Raw genomic sequence first — 25,291 nt, 5'->3', positions numbered from 1 at the left:
CCGGGGGAGGGCTGCGGGCTCACGAGCCGGTCCCGAGGGCGTCGGCACGCTCCCCATCGTCCCCGCCGGCGTCCGGGGCGGGGGCACCCGGTCCGGCCGGGCCGGGCTCGGGCGCGGTGGCCGGCACCCCGTCCATCCCACCGTCGACTTGTGCGTCGGCCACCACCGCGATCGACTCGGTCACCAGCCGCCGGGCCAGGGTCAGCCGGTCGGCGGGGTCCAGGCCGGCCAGGTCGGCGACCTTGAGCTCCCCGGCGGCGAGCAGCCCGGCCAGCGCCTCGCGGGTGGCGGCGGGGAACTCGTGGGACCGCCGGCCGCCGATCAGGGTGACGCGGTCGCCGTCGGCGGCCGGGCGCAGCGCGACCCGCAGCCGGCGGCGCACCCGCAGCACGGTGTCGGGCGTGAGGGCCGCGGCGGCGGTCGCCTGGGCCAGCGGCGCGACCGGCTCCGGGCGCACCTGGGCCCAGGCGCGGCTGCGCACCCGGTCGGCCACCCGGTCGGGGTCGACCCGGCCCAGCCAGTCCTGCAGCGCGCCGACGACGGCGGCGACGTCGTCGCGCAGGGTCGCCGGGTCGGCGAGGTCCACGCCCAGGGGCAGCGCGCGGCGCAGCTCGCGGTCCTCGGCGGCCAGCACCCGCACCAGGTCCAGCGTCGACTCCACGGCCGACCAGCGGGTGACCGAGTGGACGCCGACGGTCAGGTGGGCGCTGGTCTGGCCGAGCGCCACCGCCGAGTGCAGGTAGCCGCGGGGCAGGTAGAGCGCGTCGCCGGGGCGCAGCACCGCGTCGATGACCGGCTCGCGCTCCGCGGCCGCGGCCACGGCGGCCGCGCGGTCGGTCCAGGGCTGGCTGCGCAGCGGCTCGGGGAGCACCGGCTCGTGGATCGTCCAGTGCTTCTCGCCGGCCACCTGCAGCACGAAGACGTCGTGCACGTCGTAGTGCGGGGAGAAGCCGCGCGAGGACGGCGGCGTGACGTACGCGTTGACCTGCGTCGGGTGCCCCAGGTCGGCGGCCAGCTGGTCGGCGAACTCGATCAGCGGCGGCCAGAGCCGGTGCAGGCCCTGCAGGACCACCGTGCTGCCGTCGGCGAACAGCCGCAGGACGGCGTCGGAGGAGACCTGGTCGGCCACCTCGGCGCCGGCGCCGCCGGAGGTGGTGAAGCGCCCGGCGTCGACCACGGCGCCGTCCTTGGCGATGCGCAGGAACGGCGTGCGCAGCCCGCGGCGGGAGAGCAGCTCGTCGACGTCGGCCAGCGTCAGCAGGTCGGCGAAGGACTCCCCGGTGTCCTCGGCGCGGGCCAGCAGCGGGCGGCGCGACCAGTGCCGCTCGGCGAAGACCGCGGGGTCGAGGTGCGTGCACCGGCGCAGGGCCGGGCGGGGGTCAGCCCCGCCCGGCCCCGCGACGGCCGGGTCCTGGCTCAGGCCGAACCGTCCGCGCCGCCGTCGGCACCGCCGTCGGCGCCCCCGTCCGAGCCGCCGCCCACCGCGCCGCCGTCGGCCGGGCCGTGGCCGGCGCCCCCGTCGGCACCGCCGTCGGCACCGCCGTCGGCGCCACCGTCCGAGCCACCGCCCACCGCACCGCCGTCGGCCGGGCCGTGGCCGGCACCGCTGTCCGCGCCGCCGTCGGCGCCGCCGTCGTGCTGGCCGGGCGTGCCCTCGCCGGCTCCGCTGTCGGCCGGACCCTCCGTGCTGGTCATGTCGTCGTCGTCGAGCGCCATCGAGCTCCTCCGGGTGCGGATCGGCGCCGGCCGCCGGACGGCGGTCGGTCGTGTCCCACCTACCTCGCCGGGGTGCCGGTCACACATGCGGGCGACCAGCCACTTCGCGGTGGGACGGGACACGCCGGGACGCACCGCGGACCACGCGCCGCGGACCCGCGGAGGCCGTTAGTCTCCCCGGGTCGGTGCGAACAGGTGTTCGATCCAGGGAGGCGGCATGACGGGGGGACGGGCGATGGGGTGCACCGTCCTGCACGTCGACATGGACGCCTTCTTCGCCAGCGTCGAGGTGCGCCGGCACCCCGAGCTGGCGGGCACCCCGGTGATCGTCGGCGGCTCCGGCAACCGCGGGGTGGTCACCTCGGCCACCTACGAGGCGCGCGCGTACGGCGTGCACGCCGCCATGCCCACGGCCCGCGCGCTGCGGCTGTGCCCGACGGCCACCGTGCTGCCGGGGGACGTGGCCCTCTACGCCGAGGTCTCCCGGTCGGTCATGGCGCTGTTCCGGTCGGTCACCCCGCTGGTCGAGCCGCTCAGCCTCGACGAGGCGTTCCTCGACGTCTCCGGCGCCGGCCGACGGCTGGGTGACGCCGCGCAGATCGGCGAGTACCTGCGCGCCCGCGTCTACGACGAGCAGGGCATCACCTGCTCGGTGGGCGTGGCCGGCACCAAGTTCGTGGCCAAGCTCGCCTCCACCCGCGCCAAGCCCGACGGGATGCTCGTCGTCCGCCCGGCCGAGGTCATCGACTTCCTGCACCCGCTGCCGGTCGGTGCGCTGTGGGGCGTGGGCGCGAAGACCGAGGAGGTGCTGCTGCGGCTGGGGCTGCGCACCGTCGGCGACCTCGCGCACGTGCCGGTCCGCACGCTGCAGCGGGCGGTGGGCCCGGCGGCCGGCGCACACCTGCACGAGCTGTCCTGGGGGCGCGACCCCCGCCGGGTGGTGCCCGACGAGCCGGAGCGGTCCACCGGGCACGAGGAGACCTTCCCCACCGACGTCGACGACCCCGCCGTCGTCCACCGGGAGCTGCTGCGGCTGGCCGAGCGGACGGCGGGCCGGCTGCGCGCGGGCGGCTGGCTGGCGCGCACGGTCACGATCAAGGTCCGCTTCGCCGACTTCACCACGATCACCCGCAGCCGCACCCTCGACGTCCCCACCGACGTCGGGCAGGACCTCTACGAGACCGCCCGCGCCCTCTTCGACGCCCTCGGCCTGGACCGGGCGCGGCTGCGGCTGGTCGGCGTGCGGGCCGAGCGGCTGGTGGCCGCGGGCTCGGCGCCCCGCCAGCTCGAGCTCGGCGAGCGCGAGCACGGCCGCCGGGACGCCGAACTGGCCGCCGACCGGGCCGCCCGCCGGTTCGGCGCCGGGGCGGTCCGGCCGGCCACCCTGCTGCACCGCGACCGCGACCGGCGGGTGCGCGATCGCCCGTGAGAGTGGTCGCCGGTGATCACCGGCGGGTCGCCGCCGACTCGCCTTTCGCACCCCGCGAACGACTCGTATCCTCGTGGGCACCGCCGGGTAGAGACCGGCGGTATTGGCTCCGCCCACCTGGAGGTCTCGGTGCCGCTCTCCGAGCACGAGCAGCGACTGCTGGAGCAGATCGAGCGCGCCCTCGTCGACGACGATCCCAAGTTCGCCTCCTCCGTCCGCACGGGTGACCGCAGGCTCAAGGCCCGGCGGAAGCTGCAACTCGGTGCGCTGCTGGTGGTCGTGGGCCTGGCCGTCCTCGTGGGTGGCGCGGTCGTCCCGTCCGTGCCCTTGGGCGTCCTCGGCTTCCTGGTGATGTTCGGCGGCGCCGCGCTCGGCGTGCTCAACTACCGCAGCGCCACCGGCGCGGTCGAGCCCGGCCCGGCCGGTGCCCGCGGCGGGAGCACCGCCGCCCGCGGCCGCGGTGGGCGGGCCCGCCGCCAGCCGCTGAAGAACCGCCTCGAGGAGCGCTTCCGCCGCCGCTACGACCAGTAGCCCTCACCGCGCCGCCGACGGCCGCCGTCCCACCCGGGACGGCGGCCGTCGGCGTTCCCGGGCCCGTTCGACGGTGTGCGCCGGCGCTGCACCCCCGGCGCCGGCGTGCCGCGTCAGCGCACACGCTCGGTCGACGGGTCCTCCGTCAGGAGGCGGCGCGGCGGGGGAGCCGGCCGAGCAGCGTCCGCGCGGTGCTCCCGAGGCTCTCGGCCAGCGAGGCCGGCCACAGCAGCGCCCGCAGCCGCGTGCTCGCCGGGACCGCCGCCAGCAGCCCGCGCCGGGCCACCCGCAGCGCCGCCACCGCGTCGGGGTCGCCGGCGGCGCTGCCGGGACGGCCGTAGCAGGCGGTCTCCTCCGCGCGGGCCAGCCGCTCCACCGCGTCCGCCGCCCCCGGCGTCCCCATCCGGTGGGCGCCGCTCCCACCGGTCCCGAGGGTGCGGGCCAGGGTGGCGGCCTGCTGGCGCGGGGTCTGCGCCGGGTCCCACACCAGGCCGAGGTCGCGGGCGGTGGCGGCCAGCTCGTCCCACAGCGCCGCCGGCCCGCCGTCGGCCACCCGGCGGCGGCGCTGCAGCGCCCGCGCGCCGGCCGGTGCGGCCACCAGCGCGGCCACCCCGAGCAGCACCCCCGCGCCGACCAGCACCGGCCGCGACGACGACGCCTGCGTGGCGGCCGAGGTGCCCGGCTGCGGGGCGCCGTCGACCCGGTCCTCCCGCGGTACCGGGACGCCCTGCGGGGCGGTCGGGACGGTCGGGACGTCGGTCGGCCGCTCCAGCACCTCCTGGTCGGTCGGCCGCGGCGCCCACGGCAGGTCGACGGCGCGCTCGCGGTCGATCGGGGTCGGGTCGAACGGGATCCAGCCGAGGTCGTCGAAGTAGACCTCCACCCAGGCGTGCGCGTCGTCGCTGGTGACCAGCCGGCCACCGCCGGGCTGCAGCCGGCCGGGGGTGTACCCGAGCGCCACCCGGGCGGGGATGCCGGCGGCGCGGACCATCGCCGCCATCGCCCCGGCGTACTGCTCGCAGTACCCCTGCTTGAGCCGGAGGAAGTCGGTGAGGTCGTCCCCGCTGGTGCCCGGCGCGGTCGACAGGCTGTAGACGAAGCCGTTCTCCCGGGAGAAGTGCCCGTGGATGGCGCGCACCGCCTCGTACGGGGTCGCCGCGCCCGCGGTCAGCCCGGCCACCAGGTCGGTGACCTCCGGGGACAGCGGCGGCAGCGCGGTGCCGCGCTCCAGCACCGGGTTCCCGCCCCGCAGCGGGCCGGCGGCCAGCAGCTCCTCCTCGGTGGGCCGGGGCTCCACCGCGCCCACCCGGTAGCTCACCGTGGTGGTCCGGACGTCGCGGCCGAAGACGGTGCCCGTGGCGGGGTCGAACCGCCAGGCGTCGGGATCGTCGATCTGCACCCGCAGGGGAGAGGTGAGCACCGGCAGGAACCGGTCGTCGTGCCCGACGGCGGTGACCGTCGCCTCGACCCGGCGCCCCTCGCGCCGGCCGGGCAGCGGCGCGAGGTCCTCCGACTGCGCCACCGACGCCTCGCCGTCGAGGTTGCCGATCGTCCAGCCCTCCTCGACGTCGTAGACGTCGAGGGTCACCACCCGCAGGTAGCCGGGGTCGGGGACCGAGGCGTCGACGCGCAGCAGGGCGATCGGTTCGGGCAGGGTGAGCTGGCCCTGCAGGGCCGCCGCGGCGTCGAGGGCGGTGCCGGTCGACCCGTCGCCGGTACCGCCGGGCCCGAACCCGGCCGCCAGCCGGCCCTCGGGGAGGGTCGGCACCAGGCTGCCGACGACGAGCGCCGCCACCAGGGCGGCCAGCCCGGTGCCGGCCGCCGCCGCCGCGCCGGGGCCGGAACGGCTCCCGGCCCGGCGCGCGCGGGTGGTCAGCTGCCGCGACTGGTCGGACCACAGCAGCAGCGCCAGCCCGGCCGCCGGGGCGGCCAGCGCGACCAGCCCGACGTCCCCGGTGACGGTGCTGACCGGCACGCAGAAGAGGACCAGCAGGCCCAGCCCCGCCAGCGCCGGCTGCCGCCCGCCGACGGCGATGAGGTCGACGGTGACCGCGACCATCCCGACCAGCAGGACGGTCAGCGCGAGCAGCCCGGTCAGCGGCAGCGCCGGCGTCGACTGCTCCCGCAGCTCGGCCGACCCCACCGTGAGGACGTCGCCCAGCCCGCGGAGGCTGGCCGGCGTGGGGAACCACCCCCCGATGGCGTCGTCGGGGGCGAACAGCGCCGTCATCAGGCAGGTCAGCACCGCGAGCTGGGCCAGCGGGACAAGCGGCACGCCGGCGGCCGCGGCGCGGGCGGGCAGCGGCCGCCCGCCCGACGCCCACGCCCACAGCGCCGGCCCGGCCGTGCGCAGCGCCAGCCCGGTGAGCGCCACGACGGTGACGGCCGCCAGCGCCGGGGGAAGCCACGCCGGGCGGGTGAAGACCGGTGCCAGCGCGCAGGTGCCCAGGGCGGTCGCCACCGCGGTGGCCAGGGTGGTGCCGCCCTCGTGCCGGCCCGCCGGAGCCGGCTGCACGCGGGCCCGGCGGCCGGCCGCGATCGGGGGACCGGGTGGCGGCAGCGGGGCCGAGGGGGCCGGCGGCGGGGCGAGCGTCGTCATGCCGGCACCGCCAGCGGCCCACCGGGGCGCGGTCCGGTGCCGCGCTGCGCGGCCAGCTCGGCCCACACCGCCTCGACCGGGCTGGTGGCGCCGGCGACGGCGACCTGCCAGCCGGCGCCGCGCAGCAGCGCCGCGGACTCCTCGACCTGTGCCGCCAGGTGCGCCCGCGAGGTGGCCGACAGCGCCCGGCGGGCGCGCGTGCCGGCGTCGGCCCAGCTCGCCACGTCGAGCAGGACCGCGGCGTCGCGGTGCGGCCCGGAGCGGGCGGCGACCAGGTCGGCGACGTCGTCGGGGGCGACGGCGCCGAGCACCGCCACGACGGGGCCGTCCCCGGCCACCCGGTGCAGCTGCTCCACGGCCGGCCGCAGGGACGAGCCGCGCGCCGGGGCCAGCACGGCCAGCCGGTCGAGCAGCTCGCTGGGGCCCAGCCCGCCCGAGCCCTCGGCCGGGCGCAGCTCGCCCTCGGCGGTGAGCACGCGGAGGACCGCACCCCGCCGGGACAGCGTGGTGCCGACGCTCGCGGCGGCCTCCACCAGCCACTCGAGGCTGTCCGGGGGCGGAGCCGGGTCACCCGGCGGCCCGGGGACGGCGCCCGTCGCGGCCGCCCCCGGAGCGGTGGCCCGGGCGAGCAGGTGGGCGTGCACCCGCGTGTCGAGCAGCAGGGCGGCCTGCGCGCGCCACGGCCGCTCCTCCATCCGCACCATCAGCTCGCCGGTGCGGGCGGTCGCCCGCCAGTGCACCTTGCGCAGGTCGTCGCCGTGCCGGTACGCGCGGGTGCTGACGTCGTCCTCGCCGTGCACCGCGATCGACCGGCGGGCGCCCTCCCCGCCGCCGCCGTGCCCGCCGGCCGGGCCGCCGGGGCCCAGCGGCCGCACCCGGGGGACGACGACCAGCGGCGCGCCGTCGCTGCCGCTGGTGGTGCGTTGCACCAGCCCGAAGGGGTCGACCAGCCGCAGCTGCAGCGGGCCGAGGCGGTACCGGCCCCGGCGTCCGCCGTGCACCCGGTAGGGCAGCGCGACCGACCGGCCGCCGGGCAGCCGCTCGACGACGTATCCGGGCGACCGGCCGAGCTCGGCCGGCAGCTGCTCGGACAGCAGCCACAGCCGGCCGGTGCGGCGGTCGGCGTTGGTGACCTCGAGCAGCACGTCGGCGCCCTCCCCGCGGGGGACCCGCGCCGGGGTCACCGTGCGGCGCACGCCCACCCGGAAGCGCTGGCGGGCCACCGCGAACGCCGACAGCAGGGGCAGTACCAGCAGGAAGACGGCGATCTGCACCAGCGGCCGCTCACCGAGCAGCGCGCCCAGCGCGAGCAGGGTCAGGCCCGCCGCGACCAGGCAGCGGCCGCGCAGGGTGAGCGACGTCAGCGCCGTGCGGAGCGGGCCGCCCACGGCTCAGCGCCCGCGGGGGACGGGCACGGTGCCCAGCAGCCCGCGCACGATCTGCTCCGGGCTGCGCCGGGCGGCCGCGGCGTCGGCGGTCAGCAGCAGGCGGTGGGCCAGCACCGGCAGCGCCATCGCCTGGACGTCGTCGGGCAGCACGTGGTCGCGGCCGGCCAGCGCCGCGGCTGCCCGGGCGGTGCGCAGCAGCTGCAGCCCGGCCCGGGGCGAGGCGCCCAGGCGCAGGTCGGGGGAGCGGCGGGTGGCCTCCACCAGCGCGACGACGTAGCGGCGGAGGGCGTCGGAGACGTGCAGCGTGCCGACGGCGGCGACGAGGGCGCGGACCGTGGCGGCGTCGGCCACCGGCCCGAGGGTGGTCAGCGGGTCGCCGGTGCCGCGGTCGTCGAGCATGGCGACCTCGGACTCGCGGTCGGGGTAGCCCATCGACACCCGCGCGGTGAACCGGTCGCGCTGCGCCTCGGGGAGGGGATAGGTGCCCTCCATCTCCACCGGGTTCTGCGTGGCCATCACCAGGAAGGGCCGGGCCAGCTCGTAGCTGACGCCGTCGACGGTGACCTGCCGCTCCTCCATGCACTCCAGCAGCGCCGACTGCGTCTTGGGCGAGGCCCGGTTGATCTCGTCGGCGACCACGACGTTGGCGAACACCGCGCCCGGCCGGAACTCGAAGGCCCGGGTCTCCTGGTCGTAGATCGACACCCCGGTGACGTCGCTGGGCAGCAGGTCGGGCGTGAACTGGATGCGGCGCACGCTGGCGTCGATCGAGGCGGCGAGGGCCTTGGCCAGGGTCGTCTTGCCGGTCCCGGGCACGTCCTCGACGAGCAGGTGGCCCTCGGCGAGGAGCACGACCAGCGCCAGGCGGACGACGTCGGGCTTGCCCTGCACGACGCGCGAGACGTTGGCCGAGATCCGTGCGCCCTCCGCCGCGACGTCGACCGGCAGCCCGGCCGTCCCGTCCGCCGCACGCATGGTGTCGGTCACCCGGCCCACGGTACGTGCCCGTCGCCGTTCCGCAGGCGGGTCCGTGCGCCCCACCGGGTCGGTTCTCGCCCTCCTCCGCGCCCCCCACCGGAGCGGCCGTGCCGGGGTCCCCGGCGCCCCCCGTGGTGGTCGTGCGCCCCACCGCGCCCCACCCCGGCTCCCTCCCGGCCGGGCACCGCGCCGACCCGGCGCTGACCTGCACGGGGAGCGGTGGGGAGAACCGGTCACGACATGGTGTCGAGTGGTGTTCGGTGGGGCGTAGTGGGTTAGTGTGTGGCGCGGTGGGGAGCCAGGGCCCGTCCCGGGTCCGCGGTGGACGCGAGGAGGGCGCATGGGGGAGGTGATCCGGTGTTCGTCGGCAGCTACTCGTTGCGGCTCGACGAGAAGGGCCGGCTCGCTCTCCCGGTGCGCTTCCGTGACCAGGTGGCCGACGGCATGGTGATCAAGAAGGGCCAGGAGCGCTGCATCTACGGCCTGACCATGGCCCGGGTCGCCGAGCAGAGCCGCGCCGCCGCCGCCATGGCGCCCGCCGACACCGCCGAGGCCCGCATGCGGGCCCGCCTGAGCTTCGGCTCGATGGTCGAGGTCGAGCCGGACAAGGCCGGCCGCATCACCATCCCGGCGGGCCTGCGCCAGTACGCCGGCCTGGACCGCGACGTCGTCGTGGTCGGGGTCGACACCCGCTTCGAGATCTGGGACCAGGCCACGTGGGACGCCTACGAGGCCGAGCAGGAGGCGGCGTTCGCCGCCATGGAGAGCGAGGGGATGCCCACGCTGTCCTGACCCCGTCCAGCCGGTCGCCCCGGCCGCCGCGCGCCCGACCGCGAGCCGACTTCCCCGCGGCTCGACCGGGTCCGGCCCGAACCGCCTTCCCCGCGGCTCGGTCCCCGCGCGGATCCCGGCGTCCCCACGCCACCGGCCCCGCCGGTGACCGGCATCGGCGGCCCCCGCCCCCCGCGGGCGCCTCCTGACGCACTTCCCCGGCGCCAGGCGGCCCCGCGGGGGGTGGGGGTCCCCACCCCCTCCCCATCCCGTCCCACGATCCCCATACCGCCCCACCCGGCGCGTCCCCCGCCCGGGTGGCCTCCGGCCTGCCCGCACCCCGCCGCGCGGCGTCACTCCCGTCCCGTCCGTCCCACGGCACGCCGCCGAGCTCCCCCAGCCGACCGGCTGCCCGCGCCACCATGGGCGCACCGGACCGGCGCCCGCCGGCGAGGTGCACGCCGACGGGGACGCCGTCCCGCGCGGGAGCCCGACCCGAGGAGACCGACGATGAGCACGCCCGAGCCCACCCGGCCCGCGGTGCACGTGCCCGTCCTCCTCGACCGCGTCACCGACCTGCTGGGCCCCGCGTGCAGCCGCGAGGGCGCCGTCCTCGTCGACGCCACCCTCGGCCTGGCCGGGCACTCCACCGCCCTGCTGCGCGCCCACCCCGGGCTGCGCCTGGTCGGTCTCGACCGCGACCCCGACGCCCGCGCCGAGGCGACCCGCCGGCTCACCGACGCCGGGGTGGCCGACCGGGCCACCGTGGTGCCCGCGGTCTTCGACGAGCTGCCCGACGTCCTCGACCGGCTCGGCCTGCCCGAGGTGCAGGCGGTCCTGTTCGACCTCGGCGTCTCCTCGCTGCAGCTCGACCGGGCCGACCGCGGTTTCAGCTACGCCGCCGACGGCCCGCTGGACATGCGCATGGACCCCGCCGCCCCGCGGTCGGCCGCCGACGTCGTCAACACCTACTCGGCCGCCGAGCTCACCCGGGTGCTGCGGGTCTACGGCGAGGAGCGCTTCGCCTCCCGCATCGCCGGGGCGATCGTCCGCGAGCGCGCCCGCGAGCCGTTCACCGGCACCGAGCGGCTGGCGCACCTGGTGCGCGACGCTATCCCCGCCGCCACCCGGCGCACCGGCGGCCACCCCGCCAAGCGGACCTTCCAGGCGCTGCGGATCGAGGTCAACGACGAGCTCGGCGTCCTCGAGCGGGCGCTGCCGGCCGCGCTCGACGCGCTGGCGGTCGGCGGCCGGCTGGCCGTCATCACGTTCCACTCGCTGGAGGACCGCATCGTCAAGCAGGTCCTCGCCGCCGGGGCGACCGACCGGACGCCGCCCGACCTGCCGATGCGGCTGCCCGAGTACGGCCCCGTGCTGCGGCTGCTCACCCGCGGCGGGGAGACTGCCTCCGAGGAGGAGCTCGCGGCCAACCCGCGGGCGGCCTCGGCCCGCGTCCGCGCCGCCGAGCGCATCCGGAGGGCCGCATGAGCGCCGCCGCCCGCGCGCCCCGCGACGGCGCCGCCCGGACCCCCGCCGCGCCGGGGAAGCCCTCGACGGCGACGACCGGGTCCGCGGCGATCCCCGCACCGCACGCCGTCCCGTCCCGGCCGCTGCGCGCCCTGCCCTCGCGGCCGGTCCGCACGCTGCCCCCGCGGCCGGCGCGCGGCGTGCCGGCCCGGCCCGCGCGCGCCCGGGCCACCGGCCCGGCACCCCGTGTGGCGCCGGTGCCGGAGCTGCGGCTGGTCCCCGGCGGGACCGGCCGGGCCCGCGCTCCCGGCGCCGGCACCCGCCGGGCGCCGTTCGTGCTGCTCGTCCTGCTGCTCCTGGTGGCCACCACGATCGGCCTGCTGGTCCTCAACACCGCCATCGCGGTCAACTCGCTCAAGGCCACCGAGCTGCGCGCCGCCAACGCCGAGAAGGCCGAGGAGGTCCAGGACCTGGAGAAGCAGGTGATCGCCGGCGGCGCGCCCGCGCAGCTCGCCGCGGCCGCCGCGGCGGCCGGGCTGGTCCCCGCCGGCGCCGCGGCCTACCTGGTGGTCGGTCCCGACGGCACCGCCACGCTGCGCGGTACCCCCGAACCCGCACCGGGCGCCGCCCCGCCGGCCGGGGACGGGGGCTGACCGTGGGCCCCCGGGACACCCCGCGCGAGCGGCCCCGCGGCCTCCCCGGCGACGCCCGCCGCGAGCGCGTGCCTCCGGGCCGGGGCGCCGTGCCGCGCACCGGCGCCGACCGCGCCGCGACCGCCCGCTCGGGTGCCGGTGCCTGGCGCGGCGGTCCCCGCGGCGGGGGAGCGACCCGCGCGGGCGCCTTCGTCCCGCGCCGTCCGCAGGGCCGCCGGCACAGCGGCCGCACCCTGACCCCGCGCCCGGCCCGGCTGCGGTGGGGGCTGGTGCTCGTCGTCGTCCCGCTGCTGCTGGTCACCGGCCGGCTGGTGCTGCTCCAGGGCGTCGACAGCGCCGACCTCGCCTACCGCGCCGAGCAGGACCGGCTCGCCGACGTCCCGATCTCGGCGCTGCGCGGCGCGATCGTCGACCGCGACGGCCACCCGTTCGCCTACACCGTCGACGCCTCCCGCGTCACCGCCGACCCCACCGTCGTCGAGGACCCCGAGCGCACCGCGCTGGCGCTGACCGCGCTCCTCGACGTCCCGGTCGACGAGCTGACCGAGCGGCTCTCCGCCGAGGGCCGCTACGTCAGCCTCGCCCGGCAGGTGCCGCCGGAGACCGTGGAGGCGATCGAGGAGCTCGACCTGCCCGGGGTCTTCTTCGAGGACGACCCGGTGCGGCTCTACCCGGCCGGTGCCGTCGGCGGGCAGGTGGTCGGCTTCATCGGCCGCGACGGCACCGGCCTCGGCGGCGTCGAGCTGCGCTTCGAGGACGCCCTCGCCGGCACCGACGGCCGCCGCCGCGTCGAGGTCGGCAGCGGCGGCAACCCCATCCCCGCCGGCATCGACGAGTCGACGCCGGCCACCGACGGCAGCACCGTCGAGCTCACCGTCGACCAGGACGTGCAGTACGTCGTGGAGCAGCGGCTCGGCCAGGCCTGCGCCGACGGCGCCACCACCCGCGCCTCGGCCGTCGTGCTCGACGTGCAGACCGGCGAGGTGGTGGCGATGGGCTCCTGCCCCGGCTACGACCCCGCGCAGGCCGGCCGCACCGACCCCGAGCTGCTCGGCAACCCGATCGTCAGCGGCGTGTTCGAGCCCGGCTCGGTCATGAAGGCGGTGACCCTGGCCGCCGCGCTCGAGGAGGGGGTGGCCACCCCGGACGAGGTGCTGACCGTCGACGGGCACATCCAGGCCGGCGACGCCGTGGTCACCGACGCCCACGACCACGAGCCGATCGACTGGACGGTGACCGGGATCCTCGCCAAGTCCAGCAACGTCGGCACGATCATGCTGGCCCGCGAGGTGGGCGACGAGACGCTCGAGCGGTACCTGCGCGCCTTCGGCGTGGGGGAGCAGACCGGGGTGGAGCTGCCCGGCGAGAGCTCCGGGATCCTGCAGGACGCCGCCGAGTGGGAGGAGAGCCGCGCGGCCAACATCGCCATCGGCCAGGGCGTGTCGGTCACCACCCTGCAGATGGCGTCGATCTACCAGGCCATCGCCAACGACGGCGTCCGCGTGGCCCCGCGGGTGGTCTCCTCGGTCACCGCCCCGGACGGGACGACGGGCACGCCGGACGCGCCCGAGCCCACCCGGGTGGTCAGTGAGGCCACCTCGGACGACCTCGCGCACATGCTCGAGGCGGTCGTCGGTCCCGGCGGCACCGCGCCGCTCGCGCAGGTCGAGGGCTACCGGGTGGCCGGCAAGACCGGCACCGCGCAGCGCCCCAACCCCGAGTGCAACTGCTACGACGGCGGCGGCTACGTGACGACCTTCGTCGGGTTCGCCCCGGCCGACGACCCGCAGTACGTCGTCGCCGTCGACCTCGAGCGGCCCACCAGCTCGGCCGAGGGCGGCCAGGTCGCCGCGCCGGTGTTCGCCGACGTCATGCGGCACGTCCTCACCTCCGCCGGGGTGGTGCCCTCCGACACGCCCCGCCCGGACTTCGCGCTGACCCGCGAGGACCTCCCCGAGGCGGCAACGGGCGGTCCCGCCGGGGATTGAGCGGCTCCGTCCGTGCACTTCCGCGAAAGTGCACGGGGAGGGCCGCACCGCCGAGGGGCCGCGGGTGCGCGGGGGAGGAACGGGGCGCCGGTAGATTGGCCCGACGTGAGCCCGACCGGACCCGGGTCGGTGCCCCGGCCCGCGGGGACCCGCCCGCTCGCCCTCAGCGCCCTCGCCGACCTCGTCGGTGACCCCGTGCAGGGCGACCCCGCCACCCCGGTCCGCGGCGTCACCCTCGCCTCGACCGAGGTGCTCCCCGGCGACCTGTACGCCGCCCTCCCCGGGGCGCGCACCCACGGCGCGCGCTACGCCGCCGACGCCGCGGCGCGGGGCGCGGTCGCCGTCCTCACCGACCCCGCCGGCGGCGAGCAGGCGGCCGCCACCGGCCTGCCGGTGTGCGTGGTCGAGGACCCCCGCGGCCGGCTCGGCGCGGTCGCCGCCCGTGTCTACGGCGAGCCCGCCCGCCGGCTGCCGGTCATCGGCATCACCGGCACCAACGGCAAGACGACGACGAGCTACCTGGTCGAGGCGGGCCTGGCCGCCGCGGGCCGCGGCACCGGGCTGATCGGCACCGTGCAGTCGCGCACCCGCGGCCGCGACGGCGCCGAGACCACCTTCCCCAGCGTCCGCACCACGCCCGAGGCCCCGGTGCTGCACGCGCTGCTGGCGACCATGGCCGAGTCCGGCGTCGACGCCGTCGTCATGGAGGTCTCCAGCCACGCGCTGGTGCAGGGCCGGGTCGGCGGGGTGCCCTTCGCCGCCGCCGGGTTCACCAACCTCAGCCAGGACCACCTCGACTTCCACCGCGACCTCGAGGACTACTTCCAGGCCAAGGCGCTGCTCTTCGACGGCCGCGCGGCCACCGAGGTGGTCGTCGTCGACGACGAGCACGGCCGCCGGCTGGCCGGGATGCTCGGCGAGCGCGCGGTCACCGTCTCCGCCGACGGCGCGGCCGCGCACTGGACCGCCACCGACGTCGCGCCCGCCCCCGACGGCGGCTCCACCTTCACCGTGACCGGCCCCGGCGGCAGCTGGCCCGCCAGCGTGCGGCTGCCCGGCCGGTTCAACGTCACCAACGCCGTCCTCGCGGTCGCGCTGCTCGACGCGGTCGGCGTGCCGGTGGCGCAGGCGCTCGAGGGCATCGCCGCCACCGTCGTCCCCGGCCGCATGGAGCCCGTCGACGCCGGCCAGCCGTTCACCGCCGTCGTCGACTACGCGCACACCCCCGACGCCGTGACCACCGCGCTCGCCGCGCTGCGGGCCTCGACGCGGGGCAGGCTGGTCACCGTGATCGGCTGTGGCGGCGACCGCGACCAGGGCAAGCGCCCGGCGATGGGCGCGGCGGCGGCGCTGGGCAGCGACCTCGTCGTCGTCACCGACGACAACCCGCGCTCGGAGGACCCGGCCGCCATCCGCGCCGCGGTGCTGGCCGGGGTGCCGGCCGACCGCCGCGCCGCCGTCGAGGAGGTCGGCGACCGCCGGGCGGCCATCGCCCGCGCCGTCGCGCTGGCCCGCCCCGGCGACACGGTGCTGGTGGCCGGCAAGGGGCACGAGCCGGGACAGGAGGTCGCGGGCACCGTGACGCCCTTCGACGACCGGGCCGTGCTGCGCGAGGCGATCGCCGCCCTGCACCCGCAGGCGTCGGCCCCCGCCGGGGCGGCCTCCCGGTGATCACCCTCTCCCTCGCCGAGGTCGCGCAGGCCGTCGGCGCGTCCGTGCCGCCCGGCGCCGGGGACGTCGCGGTCACCGGCGTCACGCTGGACTCCCGCGCCGTCTCGGCCGGTGACCTGTTCGTCGCGGTGGCCGGCGAGCGCGTCGACGGGCACGACTTCCTCGACGCCGCCGCGGCCGCCGGCGCCGTCGCGGCGCTGACCACCCGTCCCGGCGGCCCGCTGCCGGCCCTGGTCGTCGACGACACCGTGGCCGCGCTCGGCCGGCTCGCCGCACTGGTGCACACCCGGCTCGCCGCGGCCGGCCTGCTGACCGTCGGCATCACCGGGTCCTCGGGCAAGACCTCCACCAAGGACCTGCTCGGCCAGGTGCTCGCCGCCGCCGGGCCCACCGTCAGCCCGCCCGGCTCCTACAACAACGACATCGGCCTGCCGCTCACCGTGCTGTCGGCCGACGCGACCACCCGCTTCCTGGTGCTCGAGATGGGCGCCCGCGGCGTGGGCCACATCGCCCGCCTCTGCGCGGTGGCCCGCCCCGACGTCGGCGTCGTGCTCAACGTCGGCTCGGCGCACCTGGGCGAGTTCGGCTCCGCTGACGCGATCGCGGTGGCCAAGGGCGAGCTGGTCGAGGCGCTGCCGGCCACCGGCACCGCCGTCCTCAACGCCGACGACCCCCGCGTGCTCGGGATGGCGCCGCGCACCCGCGCCCGGGTGGTCACCACCGGGCGGTCCGCGGACGCCGACGTCCGCGCCACCGGTGTCACCCTCGACGACGCCGCCCGCGCCCGCTTCACCCTCGTCGCCGGCGGCGAGCAGCACCCGGTGGCGCTGCAGGTCGTCGGCGAGCACCAGGTCGCCAACGCGCTGTCGGCGGCCGCCGCCGCGCTGGCCGCCGGGATGACCCCGGCCGCCGTCGCCGCCGCCCTGTCCGACGCGCAGCCTCGCAGCCGGTGGCGGATGGAGGTCACCCGCCGGGACGACGGCGTGACCGTGGTCAACGACGCCTACAACGCCAACCCCGAGTCGATGCGCGCGGCGCTGGCCGCCCTCGCCGGGCTCCCGGCCACCCGGCGGGTCGCCGTCCTCGGCGGGATGGCCGAGCTGGGCCCGGACGCCACGGCCGAGCACGAGCGCCTGGGCCGCGACGCGGTCGCCGCGGGGGTCGACCTGCTCGTCGCCGTCGGACCCGATGCGGTAGGGATGGTGGCGGGTGCCACGGCCGCCGGTGCCCGCCACGGGGAGGGCTCCGGGACGAACGTGGTCTCCGTGCCCGACCGGGCGGCCGCACTCGACCTGCTCTCGGAGGTACTCGTGCCCGGTGACGTCGTGCTGGTGAAGGCCAGCCGGTCGAACGGGCTGGAGGTCCTGGCCGAGGGCCTGCTCACCGCCGGGGCAGGCGCGTGAAGTCCGTCCTCATCGCCGCGGCGTTCGGGCTGTTCATCTCCATCCTCGCCACGCCGCTGGCCGTCCGGGCCTTCCGGCGCCGCGGCTTCGGTCAGGAGATCCGCGACGACGGCCCCGAGTCGCACCTGTCGAAGAAGGGCACGCCCACCATGGGCGGCACCGTCATCGTCGGGGCCACCGTCGCGGGCTACCTCATCGCCCACCTCTTCCTCATCGGCCAGCCCGGCCGCGGCGTCACCGCCACCGGCCTGCTGCTGCTGTTCCTCATGGTGGGGCTGGGCACCGTCGGGTTCCTCGACGACTACCTCAAGATCCGGTACCGCCGCAGCCTGGGCCTGAACAAGACGGCGAAGCTGGTCGGGCAGCTGGTCGTCGGGCTGACCTTCGCCATCCTGGCGCTCAACTTCCCCGACGAGGCCGGGGTGACGCCGGCCTCGGAGTTCGTCTCCTACGTCCGCGACATCGAGCCGCTGTTCGTCAGCGCCATCGGCTTCGTCGTGCTGGCCTACCTGTTCATCGCCGGGTTCTCCAACGCCGTCAACCTCACCGACGGCCTCGACGGGCTGGCCGCCGGCTGCTCGGCGATGGTGTTCGGCGCCTACGTGGTGATGAGCTTCTGGCAGTTCACCCACGACTGCGCCACGGCCGCGGTCGACGGCTGCTACCAGGTGCGCGACCCGCTCGACGTCACGCTGGTGGCGGCCGCCGCGCTGGGCGCGTGCCTGGGCTTCCTGTGGTGGAACACCAGCCCGGCGCGGATCTTCATGGGCGACACCGGCTCGCTGGCCCTCGGCGGGCTGATGTCCGGCATCGCCATCGTCACCCGCACCGAGCTGCTGCTCATCGTCCTCGGCGGCCTGTTCGTGGCGGTGACGCTGTCGGTGGTCATCCAGGTGGCCTTCTTCCGCGCCACCCGCCGGCGGGTGTTCCGGATGGCCCCGCTGCACCACCACTTCGAGCTCGCCGGGTGGGCGGAGAACACCGTCATCGTGCGGTTCTGGCTGGTGACCGGGATGGCCGTGGCCTTCGGGCTGGGCCTGTTCTACGCCGACTGGCTCGCCCTGACCGGGCTGTGAGCGCGCCCTCACGCACCCGGCGGCCGGCCGCCCGCCCGTCGCGACACGCGGCGTCCCTGCCGGGACCGCACGCGCGACTCGGCGACGATGTCCGGATGGACGGCCGCAGCGAGTCCACCCGCGCCCGCCGCACGGCCCGCCGGACCTCCCCGGCGGCGCCTCCCCGGCGCCGGCTGCGCGGCCCGGCCTGGCTCGACGGGCCGATGACCAGCTGCCACCTGGTCATCGGCGCGGCCGGTCTGCTGCTGGCCATCGGGCTGGTCATGGTGTTCTCCGCCTCCGCGATCGAGGCGGCCCTCGACGACCAGCCGGCCTGGCGCCCCGGCGTCGACCAGCTCGTGTTCGCGGCGCTCGGCCTGGTCGCGCTGGGCATCGCGGTGCGGCTGCCCGCGGGCCTGGTCCGCCGCTGGTCGCCGGTCGCGCTGGTCGTGGTCGTCGTGCTGCTGGTCGCCGTGCTCGTGCCGGGGATCGGAGTCGAGTACAACGGCTCGCGGGCCTGGATCAGCCTCGGGTTCACCGACTTCCAGCCCTCGGAGCTGTCCAAGCTCGTCGTCGCGCTGTGGGGCGCGCACGTGCTGGCCCTGCGCGGCCGCCACCTGACGGTCCGGACCCTGCTGGTGCCGCTGCTGCCGGTCTTCGTGCTCATGGCCGGCCTGCTCATGCTCGAGCCGGACTTCGGCGCGGTGGTCAGCCTGCTGCTGGTCGTCGCCGGGCTGCTGTGGGCCGGCGGCCTGCCGGGACGGCTGTGGGGGATCGGCATCGCCAGCGCCGCCACGCTGGCCTGGCTCATGGTCAGCACCTCGCCGTACCGCATGGAGCGGGTCACCTCGTTCCTGCACCCCTTCGACGACCCCACCGACTCCGGCTTCCAGGCCATCCGCGGCTTCTACGCGCTGGCCAACGGCGGACTGTGGGGCGTGGGCCTGGGCAACAGCGCCATGAAGTGGAACCTGCTGCCCGAGGCCGAGTCGGACTACATCTTCGCGATCATCGGCGAGGAGCTCGGCTTCCTCGGCTGCCTGGTCGTGGTCACCCTCTACGCCGTGCTGGCCTACGCCGGCTTCCGCATCGCCCGCCGCACCACCGACCGCTTCGTGTCGCTGGCCAGCGTGGCGATCACCGTCTGGCTGGTCGGCCAGGCGGCCATGAACATGGGCTACGTGGTGGGCGTCCTCCCGGTCACCGGGGTCACCCTGCCGCTGGTCTCCGCCGGTGGCACCTCGCTGGTGCTCACCCTCTTCATCGTGGGGATCCTCATCCGCTTCGCCCGATCCGAGCCCGACGCCATCGAGTACGCCCGCAGCCGCGACCGCGGCCGGCTGGCCCGCTGGCTGCTGCCGGTGCCGGCGCTCGCCGTCGACCCGGTCCGCCCGCGGCGGTCCCGACCCGAGCCGGCCGCCGCCCGTCCGGCGGCCCGCCGGCCGGTGGAGGCCCACCCCGTCCGGCGGCCCGTCACCGACCGCGGTGCCGACCGCCGGGCCGAGCGCCGGGTGCCCCCGCCGGCAGCCCGGCGCCCGGACCGCGACCGCGTGCCCGCCCGGCCCGCCGACGACCGCCCGGGACGGTCCCGGTGACCGGCCCGACCGGCCCCGGCAGCGTCGTCCTGGCCGGCGGCGGCACCGGCGGCCACATCGAGCCGATGCTCGCCCTCGCCGACGCGCTGCGGCGGCGCGACCCCGCCCTGCGGATCACCTGCCTGGGCACCGCCCGCGGCATGGAGACCCGGCTGGTGCCCGCCCGCGGCTACGACCTGCGGCTCATCCCGCCGGTGCCGCTGCCGCGCAAGCCCACGCCGGACCTGCTGCGCGTGCCCGGCCGGGTCCGCCGCGCGGTCGCCGACACCCGCGCGCTGCTCGGCGAGCTCGCCGCCGACGTCGTCGTCGGGTTCGGCGGGTACGTGGCGCTGCCGGCCTACCTGGCCGCGAAACGCGCCGGCGTGCCGGTCGTCGTGCACGAGCAGAACGCGCTGCCGGGCCTGGCCAACCGGATCGGCGCCCGGGTCGCCGCCCGGGTGGCGGTCACCGTGCCGGGCACCCCGCTGCACCGCGGCGAGCACGTCGGCATGCCGCTGCGCTCGGCCATCACCACGCTCGACCGCGCCGCCACCCGGCCCGCGGCCCGCGCCGAGTTCGGTCTCGACGCCGACCGCCCGACGCTGCTGGTCTTCGGCGGGTCGCAGGGCGCGGCCTCGCTCAACCGGGCCGCGGTCGCTGCGGCCGACGCGCTCACCGCCGCCGGGGTCCAGGTGCTGCACGCCCGCGGCCCGAAGAACACCGACGTCACGGTGCCGCCGCGCCCGGCCGGGTCGGCGCCCTACGTCGTCGTCGACTACCTCGAGCGGATGGACCTCGCCTACGCCGCCGCCGACCTCGCGCTGTGCCGCTCGGGCGCGGTCACCGTCGCCGAGCTGTCGGCGGTCGGGCTGCCGGCGGCGTTCGTGCCGCTGCCCATCGGCAACGGCGAGCAGCGCCGCAACGCCCTGCCCGTGGTCGAGGCCGGCGGCGGCCTGCTCGTCGACGACGCCGACCTCTCGCCGGCGTGGATCGAGGCGACGCTGGTGCCGCTGCTCACCGACCCGGCCGCGCTCGCCGGGTACGCCGCCCACGCCGCCGCGGCCGGGGTGCCCGACGCCGACGACCGGCTGGCCGACATCGTGCTGGAGGTGGCGGCCGGTGACCGCTGACGCGACCGCGGCCTGGACCGGGCCCGTCCCCACGCTCGAGCAGCTCGGCGCGGTGCACTTCGTCGGCATCGGCGGCGCCGGGATGAGCGGCATCGCGCGGATCCTGCTCGCCCGCGGGGTGCCGGTCTCCGGCAGCGACCGCAGGGACAGCCCGACGGTGATGGCGCTGCGGGCCCTGGGTGCGCGGGTGGAGACCGGCCACGACGCCGCCCACCTCGGGGACGCCGACTCGGTCGTCGTCTCCTCCGCCATCCGCGAGGACAACCCCGAGCTGGCCGCCGCCCGGGCCCGCGGGCTGACCGTGCTGCCCCGTGCCGTCGCGCTCGCCGCGGTGATGGCCGGGCGGCGCAGCGTCGCCGTCGCCGGCACGCACGGCAAGACCTCGACCACCTCGATGCTCACCGTGGCCGTGCAGGCCTGCGGCGTGGACGCCTCCTTCGCCATCGGCGGCACGCTCAACGAGTCGGGCAGCAACGCGCACGCCGGCGCGGGCGACGTGTTCGTCGCCGAGGCCGACGAGAGCGACCGCTCGTTCCTGCTGCTCGCGCCGTACGGGGCGGTCGTCACCAACGTCGAGGCCGACCACCTGGACAACTACGGCGACCTGGCCGCGGTCGAGGCCGCGTTCGACCGGTTCCTCGCCACCGTGGCCCCCGGCGGCTTCGTCGTCGTGTGCGCCGACGACCCCGGCTCGGCCCGGCTGCGCGGCGTCCCCACCCCCGCCCGGATGCGCACCTACGGGACCGCCGCGGACGCCGACCTGCGCCTGGTCGACCTCGACGTCGGCCCGGACACCACCGCCTGGACCGCGGTCCTCGACGGCGCCGTGCTCGGCCGCGTGCGCATCCGGGTCCCCGGCGATCACATGGCCCGCAACAGCGCCGCCGCCCTGCTGGCCGGCCTGGAGCTGGGCCTGCCCGCCGAGGGGCTGATCGCCGGGCTGGAGCGCTTCGGCGGGGTGCACCGCCGCTTCGAGCTCAAGGGCGTCGCCGCCGGGGTGCGGGTCTACGACGACTACGCCCACCACCCGACCGAGGTCACCGCGCAGCTGCGCGCCGCCCGGGCGGTGGCGGGGGAGGGCCGGGTGGTCGTGGCGTTCCAGCCGCACCTCTACAGCCGTACCCGCGAGTTCGCGACGGCGTTCGGCGAGGCGCTCGGGCTGGCCGACGAGGTCGTGGTCATGGACGTCTACGGCGCCCGCGAGGACCCCGTGCCCGGTGTCACCGGCGCGATGGTCGCCGACGCCGTCCCGCTGCCGCCCGAGCGGGTGCACTTCGAGCCCTCGTGGTCGGCGGCCGCCCCGGCGCTGGCCGCGCGGGCCCGGCCCGGCGACCTGGTCATCACGATGGGCGCCGGCAACGTCTCGATGGTCGGACCGGAGGTGCTCGCCGCGTTGTCCGGCCCGGGTGGCGCCGAGCCCGGTGGGGACGCCGTCCGGTGAGCCGCGCGGGCCTGACCACGGCCGACCGCGAGCGCGGGGCGCCGGTCGAGGTCGCCCGGCCCGCCCGCCGGCACCGGCGGGACACCCCCCGCGACCGGCGCCGGCGGCGCCTGGTCGGCGGCGCCGTGGCGCTGCTCGTGCTGGCGGGCGCCTGGTGGGCGGTGTGGGCCAGCCCGCTGCTGGCGGTGCGCGACGTCCGCGTGGACGGGGCCACCACGCTGACCGCCGAGCAGGTCCGCACCGCCGCCGGCGTGGCCGAGGGGACGCCGCTGCTGCGGGTCGACGTCGACGCCGCCGAGGCCCGGGTCGCCCGCCTGCCGCAGGTCGCCTCGGTCCAGGTCGCCCGCGGCTGGCCGGGCAGCGTCGTCGTGACCGTGGCCGAGCGGCGGCCGGTCGCCGTCGTCGAGCAGGCCGGCACGCGGTCGCTGGTCGACGCCTCCGGGGTGCTGTTCGACACGGTCACCGGCGAGGCCCCGGCCGGCGTGGTGCCCCTCGACGTCGCCGCTCCCGGTCCCGACGACGTCGCCACCCGGGCCGCGCTCGACGCGCTCGTCTCGCTGCCCGCCGAGGTGCGCGACCGGGTCGCCGCCGCGGCGGCCGGTTCCGGCGAGGACGTCACGCTCACGCTCACCGACGGCACCACCGTCGTGTGGGGCGGTGCGGGCGACGGCGCCGACGACGACCGGCGGGCCGCCACGCTGGTGGCGCTGCTGGACCAGATCGCCGCCGGCGCACTCGAGCCGGCCACGACCATCGACGTCAGCGCGCCGGACGCCGTCGTCCTCCGCTGAGCAAGGGCCCTCCTGCCCCCACCCCTCGCTCCGCTCGGGGCGGGACCCTGCAGGAGGGCCGTTCCAGCACCTCACCTTCGCGCTGCGTGCGTGCCCGGGTGCGGACCGCTGATCGACCGGCGCGCCGCCGACACGCCCGCCTCCGCGACACGCCCGACACGACGTCCGGCCCCGATCCGTCCGCGTGTGTCGCTCGCCGCTGGTCTCGACCCCCACCTGAGGGATCGGCGCCGCGGGTCGTCACCGACGGTGGTGCAGATGTGACCACTGGGTCGCCGGAGATCCGTGGGATCGGAGTATCGCGACACGCCGGTCCGAGGAGGGTGCTTGTAGCGCCGGATGGAGCCCACCTAACTTCGTCGCGTCGACCCAGTTGACATAACACTAAGTCTGTACTTGAGGATGAGGGTCGAGGTCGGGAGCCCCACATGACACCTCCGCACAACTACCTCGCGGTCATCAAGGTCGTCGGCATCGGCGGCGGCGGTGTGAACGCGGTCAACCGGATGATCGAGGTCGGTCTGAAGGGGGTGGAGTTCATCGCCATCAACACCGACGCCCAGGCGCTGTTGATGAGCGACGCCGACGTCAAGCTCGACGTCGGCCGGGAGCTCACCCGCGGCCTCGGCGCCGGCGCCCAGCCCGACGTCGGCCGACAGGCAGCCGAGGACCACCGCGAGGAGATCGAGGAGGTGCTCAAGGGCGCCGACATGGTCTTCGTGACCGCCGGCGAGGGCGGTGGCACCGGTACCGGCGGCGCGCCGGTCGTGGCCTCGATCGCCCGCAAGCTCGGCGCGCTGACCATCGGCGTGGTCACCCGCCCGTTCTCCTTCGAGGGCAAGCGGCGCGCCGTGCAGGCCGAGTCGGGCATCGAGGAGCTGCGCAACGAGTGCGACACGCTCATCGTGATCCCCAACGACCGGCTGCTGCAGCTCGGTGACCGCAACGTCAGCGTCATGGACGCCTTCCGCACCGCCGACCAGGTGCTGCTCTCCGGTGTCCAGGGCATCACCGACCTGATCACCACCCCGGGCCTGATCAACCTCGACTTCGCCGACGTCAAGTCGGTCATGTCCGGTGCGGGCTCCGCGCTCATGGGCATCGGCAGCGCCCGCGGCGACAACCGCGCGCTGCTCGCCGCCGAGCAGGCGATCGCCAGCCCGCTGCTGGAGGCCTCGATGGAGGGCGCCCACGGCGTGCTGCTGTCGATCTCCGGCGGGTCGGACCTGGGCCTGTTCGAGATCAACGAGGCCGCCTCGCTGGTGTCCGACGCGGCCCACGCCGACGCCAACATCATCTTCGGTGCGGTCATCGACGACGCCCTCGGCGACGAGGTGCGCGTGACCGTCATCGCCGCGGGCTTCGACGGCGGCCGCCCGTCGTCGCGCAAGGACGCCGCGGTCGCCGCCGTGCCCGCCGCCGGGCCCACGACCGCCCCGGGCCGCCTGCCCTCGCCGCCGGTGGCCCCGGCGCCGTCCGCGGGCCTGCCGCGGGCGACGGGGGAGCGGCTGGTGGGCGCCGTGCCGCCCGCTCCGGTCGCGCCCGCCCCGGCGGCCCGCCCGACGCCGCCCGGCGGGGGGATCACCGTCCCGCCGCTGCCGCCGGTGACCAACGGCGCCGCCGGTGCCGCCGGCCGCCGCCCCCTCGGCAACGAGGACTTCGAGGAGGAGCTCGACATCCCGGAGTTCCTCCGCCAGTGACGGAGGACCCCCCTGCCCCCCACGGCTCGCAGGCTCGCCGCGGGCCCCTGCAGGGGGGCCGTTCCAGCAGGTCGGCCGCCTCTCCGGTGGTGCGCCCCCGACGGGTGGTCACCGACCGGAGGGGCGGCCGCTCGCGTCCGCCCTACGACACGTTCGACCTGGGGGCCCACGTCGGCGACGACCCCGCCGACGTCGCCGCCAACCGCGAGCGCCTCGCGCGCGAGCTCGGGGTGGCCGGTGACCGGCTGGTCTGGATGGACCAGGTGCACGGCACCGGCGTCGCCGTCGTCGAGGGCCCGGCCGAGGCACCGCTGCCGGCCACCGACGCCCTGGTCACCCGCACCCCCGGCCTCGTGCTGTGCGTGCTCGTCGCCGACTGCGTGCCCGTGCTGCTCGCCGACCCCGTCGCCGGCGTGGTCGCCGCCGTCCACGCCGGCCGCGAGGGCGTGCGGCAGGGCGTGGTCCCCGCGACGCTGGCCGCCATGGCCCGGCTGGGCAGCCGCCCCGCCGACACCACCGCGCTCCTCGGCCCGGCGGTCTGCGGCTCCTGCTACGAGGTGCCGCGCGCGATGCAGGCCGAGGTGGCCCGCGTCGCCCCGGCGGCCGCCGTGCGCACGCGGAAGGGCACGCCCGGCCTGGACCTGCGGGCCGGGCTGGCCGAGCTGATGACCCGGGCGGGCCTGGCGCAGGTGGTCCACGACCCGCGGTGCACCGTCGAGGACCGGCGGCTCTACAGCCACCGCCGCGACGGCGTCACCGGCCGCCAGGCCGGCGTGACCTGGCTCGGGTGAGCCGACCCACCGCCTGCGTGCACATCCGCGGGAGTGCACGGTCGCCATCGGGGACGATCGGAGCATGACGTCCCCGGCCGACCGCCTGCGGGCCGTCCGCGACCGCATCGCCGCGGGGGGGGGGGGGGGGGGGGGGGGGGCGGGGGGGGGGGGGGGGGGGCGCGCGCGGGGGCCCCCCCCCGCGGCGATGCTGGAGCTCGACGCGGCCCTGGCCG

20 protein-coding genes are annotated in these 25,291 nt (G+C 77.7%); 15 read left to right on the top strand and 5 right to left on the bottom strand.

What is annotated here, in order from left to right; genetic code table 11:
- Positions 1–19: 19 nt before the first annotated feature.
- Positions 20–1,177 (bottom strand): cupin domain-containing protein, encoded by a 1,158-nt coding sequence (locus ACI78U_RS14770; RefSeq protein WP_456876083.1) that lies wholly within the window; start codon positions 1,175–1,177, stop codon positions 20–22.
- 239 nt (positions 1,178–1,416) lie between these two features.
- Positions 1,417–1,716, bottom strand: a complete 300-nt coding sequence (locus ACI78U_RS14765; RefSeq protein WP_456876082.1) for a BatC protein — start codon at positions 1,714–1,716, stop codon at positions 1,417–1,419.
- A 217-nt stretch (positions 1,717–1,933) separates the two neighbouring features.
- On the opposite strand from ACI78U_RS14765, the gene dinB reads away from it, so the two are divergent.
- Both dinB and ACI78U_RS14755 read left to right on the top strand, forming a co-directional pair.
- A complete protein-coding gene (gene dinB, locus ACI78U_RS14760) occupies positions 1,934–3,145 on the top strand; it encodes a DNA polymerase IV (RefSeq protein ID WP_456876081.1) in 1,212 nt (403 codons plus the stop codon).
- Positions 3,146–3,274: 129 nt separating this feature from the next.
- On the top strand, positions 3,275–3,676 hold the full coding sequence (locus ACI78U_RS14755) for a DUF3040 domain-containing protein (protein WP_456876080.1): 402 nt from the start codon (positions 3,275–3,277) through the stop codon (positions 3,674–3,676).
- A gap of 145 nt (positions 3,677–3,821) precedes the next feature.
- Here the strand turns inward: ACI78U_RS14755 and ACI78U_RS14750 are convergent, their stop codons facing one another.
- From ACI78U_RS14750 to ACI78U_RS14740, 3 genes are read right to left on the bottom strand one after another with little or no spacing between them, the layout of a single operon-like run.
- Entirely contained in the window at positions 3,822–6,275 is a 2,454-nt protein-coding gene (locus ACI78U_RS14750; protein ID WP_456876079.1) for a transglutaminase TgpA family protein, read from the bottom strand.
- Positions 6,272–7,663 (bottom strand): DUF58 domain-containing protein, encoded by a 1,392-nt coding sequence (locus tag ACI78U_RS14745; RefSeq protein WP_456876078.1) that lies wholly within the window; start codon positions 7,661–7,663, stop codon positions 6,272–6,274. The genes ACI78U_RS14750 and ACI78U_RS14745 overlap by 4 nt, the downstream gene beginning before the upstream one ends.
- A 3-nt stretch (positions 7,664–7,666) precedes the next feature.
- Positions 7,667–8,650 carry an AAA family ATPase gene (locus ACI78U_RS14740; RefSeq protein ID WP_456876077.1) on the bottom strand — a complete coding sequence of 328 codons (984 nt, stop codon included), beginning with the start codon at positions 8,648–8,650 and terminating at the stop codon, positions 7,667–7,669.
- 348 nt (positions 8,651–8,998) lie between these two features.
- Here ACI78U_RS14740 and mraZ point away from each other — a divergent pair, with 348 nt between their 5' ends.
- From mraZ to pgeF, 13 genes are all read left to right on the top strand, one after another.
- Complete coding sequence (mraZ, locus tag ACI78U_RS14735) at positions 8,999–9,433, top strand: division/cell wall cluster transcriptional repressor MraZ (protein ID WP_456876076.1); 435 nt, start codon at positions 8,999–9,001, stop codon at positions 9,431–9,433.
- A gap of 489 nt (positions 9,434–9,922) precedes the next feature.
- Positions 9,923–10,900 (top strand): 16S rRNA (cytosine(1402)-N(4))-methyltransferase RsmH, encoded by a 978-nt coding sequence (rsmH, locus tag ACI78U_RS14730; protein WP_456876075.1) that lies wholly within the window; start codon positions 9,923–9,925, stop codon positions 10,898–10,900.
- Entirely contained in the window at positions 10,897–11,532 is a 636-nt protein-coding gene (locus tag ACI78U_RS14725) for a hypothetical protein (protein ID WP_456876074.1), read from the top strand. The genes rsmH and ACI78U_RS14725 overlap by 4 nt, the downstream gene beginning before the upstream one ends.
- Positions 11,533–11,534: 2 nt before the next feature.
- Positions 11,535–13,520 (top strand): peptidoglycan D,D-transpeptidase FtsI family protein, encoded by a 1,986-nt coding sequence (locus ACI78U_RS14720; protein ID WP_456876073.1) that lies wholly within the window; start codon positions 11,535–11,537, stop codon positions 13,518–13,520.
- Positions 13,521–13,625: 105 nt separating this feature from the next.
- Complete coding sequence (locus ACI78U_RS14715) at positions 13,626–15,191, top strand: UDP-N-acetylmuramoyl-L-alanyl-D-glutamate--2,6-diaminopimelate ligase (RefSeq protein WP_456876072.1); 1,566 nt, start codon at positions 13,626–13,628, stop codon at positions 15,189–15,191.
- Positions 15,188–16,594, top strand: coding sequence for a UDP-N-acetylmuramoyl-tripeptide--D-alanyl-D-alanine ligase (locus tag ACI78U_RS14710; RefSeq protein ID WP_456876071.1), 1,407 nt, complete (start codon positions 15,188–15,190; stop codon positions 16,592–16,594). The genes ACI78U_RS14715 and ACI78U_RS14710 overlap by 4 nt, the downstream gene beginning before the upstream one ends.
- A complete protein-coding gene (gene mraY, locus ACI78U_RS14705; protein WP_456876070.1) occupies positions 16,591–17,670 on the top strand; it encodes a phospho-N-acetylmuramoyl-pentapeptide-transferase in 1,080 nt (359 codons plus the stop codon). Before ACI78U_RS14710 ends, mraY begins: the two co-directional genes overlap by 4 nt.
- Positions 17,671–17,765: 95 nt before the next feature.
- Entirely contained in the window at positions 17,766–19,244 is a 1,479-nt protein-coding gene (gene ftsW, locus ACI78U_RS14700; protein WP_456876069.1) for a putative lipid II flippase FtsW, read from the top strand.
- Complete coding sequence (gene murG / locus ACI78U_RS14695) at positions 19,241–20,353, top strand: undecaprenyldiphospho-muramoylpentapeptide beta-N-acetylglucosaminyltransferase (RefSeq protein ID WP_456876068.1); 1,113 nt, start codon at positions 19,241–19,243, stop codon at positions 20,351–20,353. Before ftsW ends, murG begins: the two co-directional genes overlap by 4 nt.
- The gene (gene murC, locus ACI78U_RS14690; protein ID WP_456876066.1) at positions 20,343–21,794 is read left to right on the top strand and encodes a UDP-N-acetylmuramate--L-alanine ligase; all 1,452 of its coding nucleotides are present in this window, start codon (positions 20,343–20,345) and stop codon (positions 21,792–21,794) included. Before murG ends, murC begins: the two co-directional genes overlap by 11 nt.
- Positions 21,791–22,585 carry a cell division protein FtsQ/DivIB gene (locus tag ACI78U_RS14685; protein WP_456876065.1) on the top strand — a complete coding sequence of 265 codons (795 nt, stop codon included), beginning with the start codon at positions 21,791–21,793 and terminating at the stop codon, positions 22,583–22,585. Before murC ends, ACI78U_RS14685 begins: the two co-directional genes overlap by 4 nt.
- A gap of 428 nt (positions 22,586–23,013) precedes the next feature.
- Entirely contained in the window at positions 23,014–24,285 is a 1,272-nt protein-coding gene (ftsZ, locus tag ACI78U_RS14680) for a cell division protein FtsZ (RefSeq protein WP_456876064.1), read from the top strand.
- An 86-nt stretch (positions 24,286–24,371) separates the two neighbouring features.
- Positions 24,372–25,076, top strand: coding sequence for a peptidoglycan editing factor PgeF (gene pgeF, locus ACI78U_RS14675; protein WP_456876063.1), 705 nt, complete (start codon positions 24,372–24,374; stop codon positions 25,074–25,076).
- Positions 25,077–25,291: the final 215 nt, after the last annotated feature.

This window comes from Geodermatophilus sp. SYSU D00710 (assembly GCF_054050195.1).
This window is presented reverse-complemented; position numbering and strand designations above follow the sequence as displayed.

Coding starts and splice junctions, on each gene's coding strand:
- ACI78U_RS14725 (WP_456876074.1), top strand. CDS start 10,897: ATGAGCGCCGCCGCCCGCGCGCCCCGCGACGGCGCCGCCCGGACCCCC.
- ACI78U_RS14765 (WP_456876082.1), bottom strand. CDS start 1,716: ATGGCGCTCGACGACGACGACATGACCAGCACGGAGGGTCCGGCCGAC.
- ftsZ (WP_456876064.1), top strand. CDS start 23,014: ATGACACCTCCGCACAACTACCTCGCGGTCATCAAGGTCGTCGGCATC.
- dinB (WP_456876081.1), top strand. CDS start 1,934: ATGACGGGGGGACGGGCGATGGGGTGCACCGTCCTGCACGTCGACATG.
- rsmH (WP_456876075.1), top strand. CDS start 9,923: ATGAGCACGCCCGAGCCCACCCGGCCCGCGGTGCACGTGCCCGTCCTC.
- ftsW (WP_456876069.1), top strand. CDS start 17,766: ATGGACGGCCGCAGCGAGTCCACCCGCGCCCGCCGCACGGCCCGCCGG.
- ACI78U_RS14750 (WP_456876079.1), bottom strand. CDS start 6,275: ATGACGACGCTCGCCCCGCCGCCGGCCCCCTCGGCCCCGCTGCCGCCA.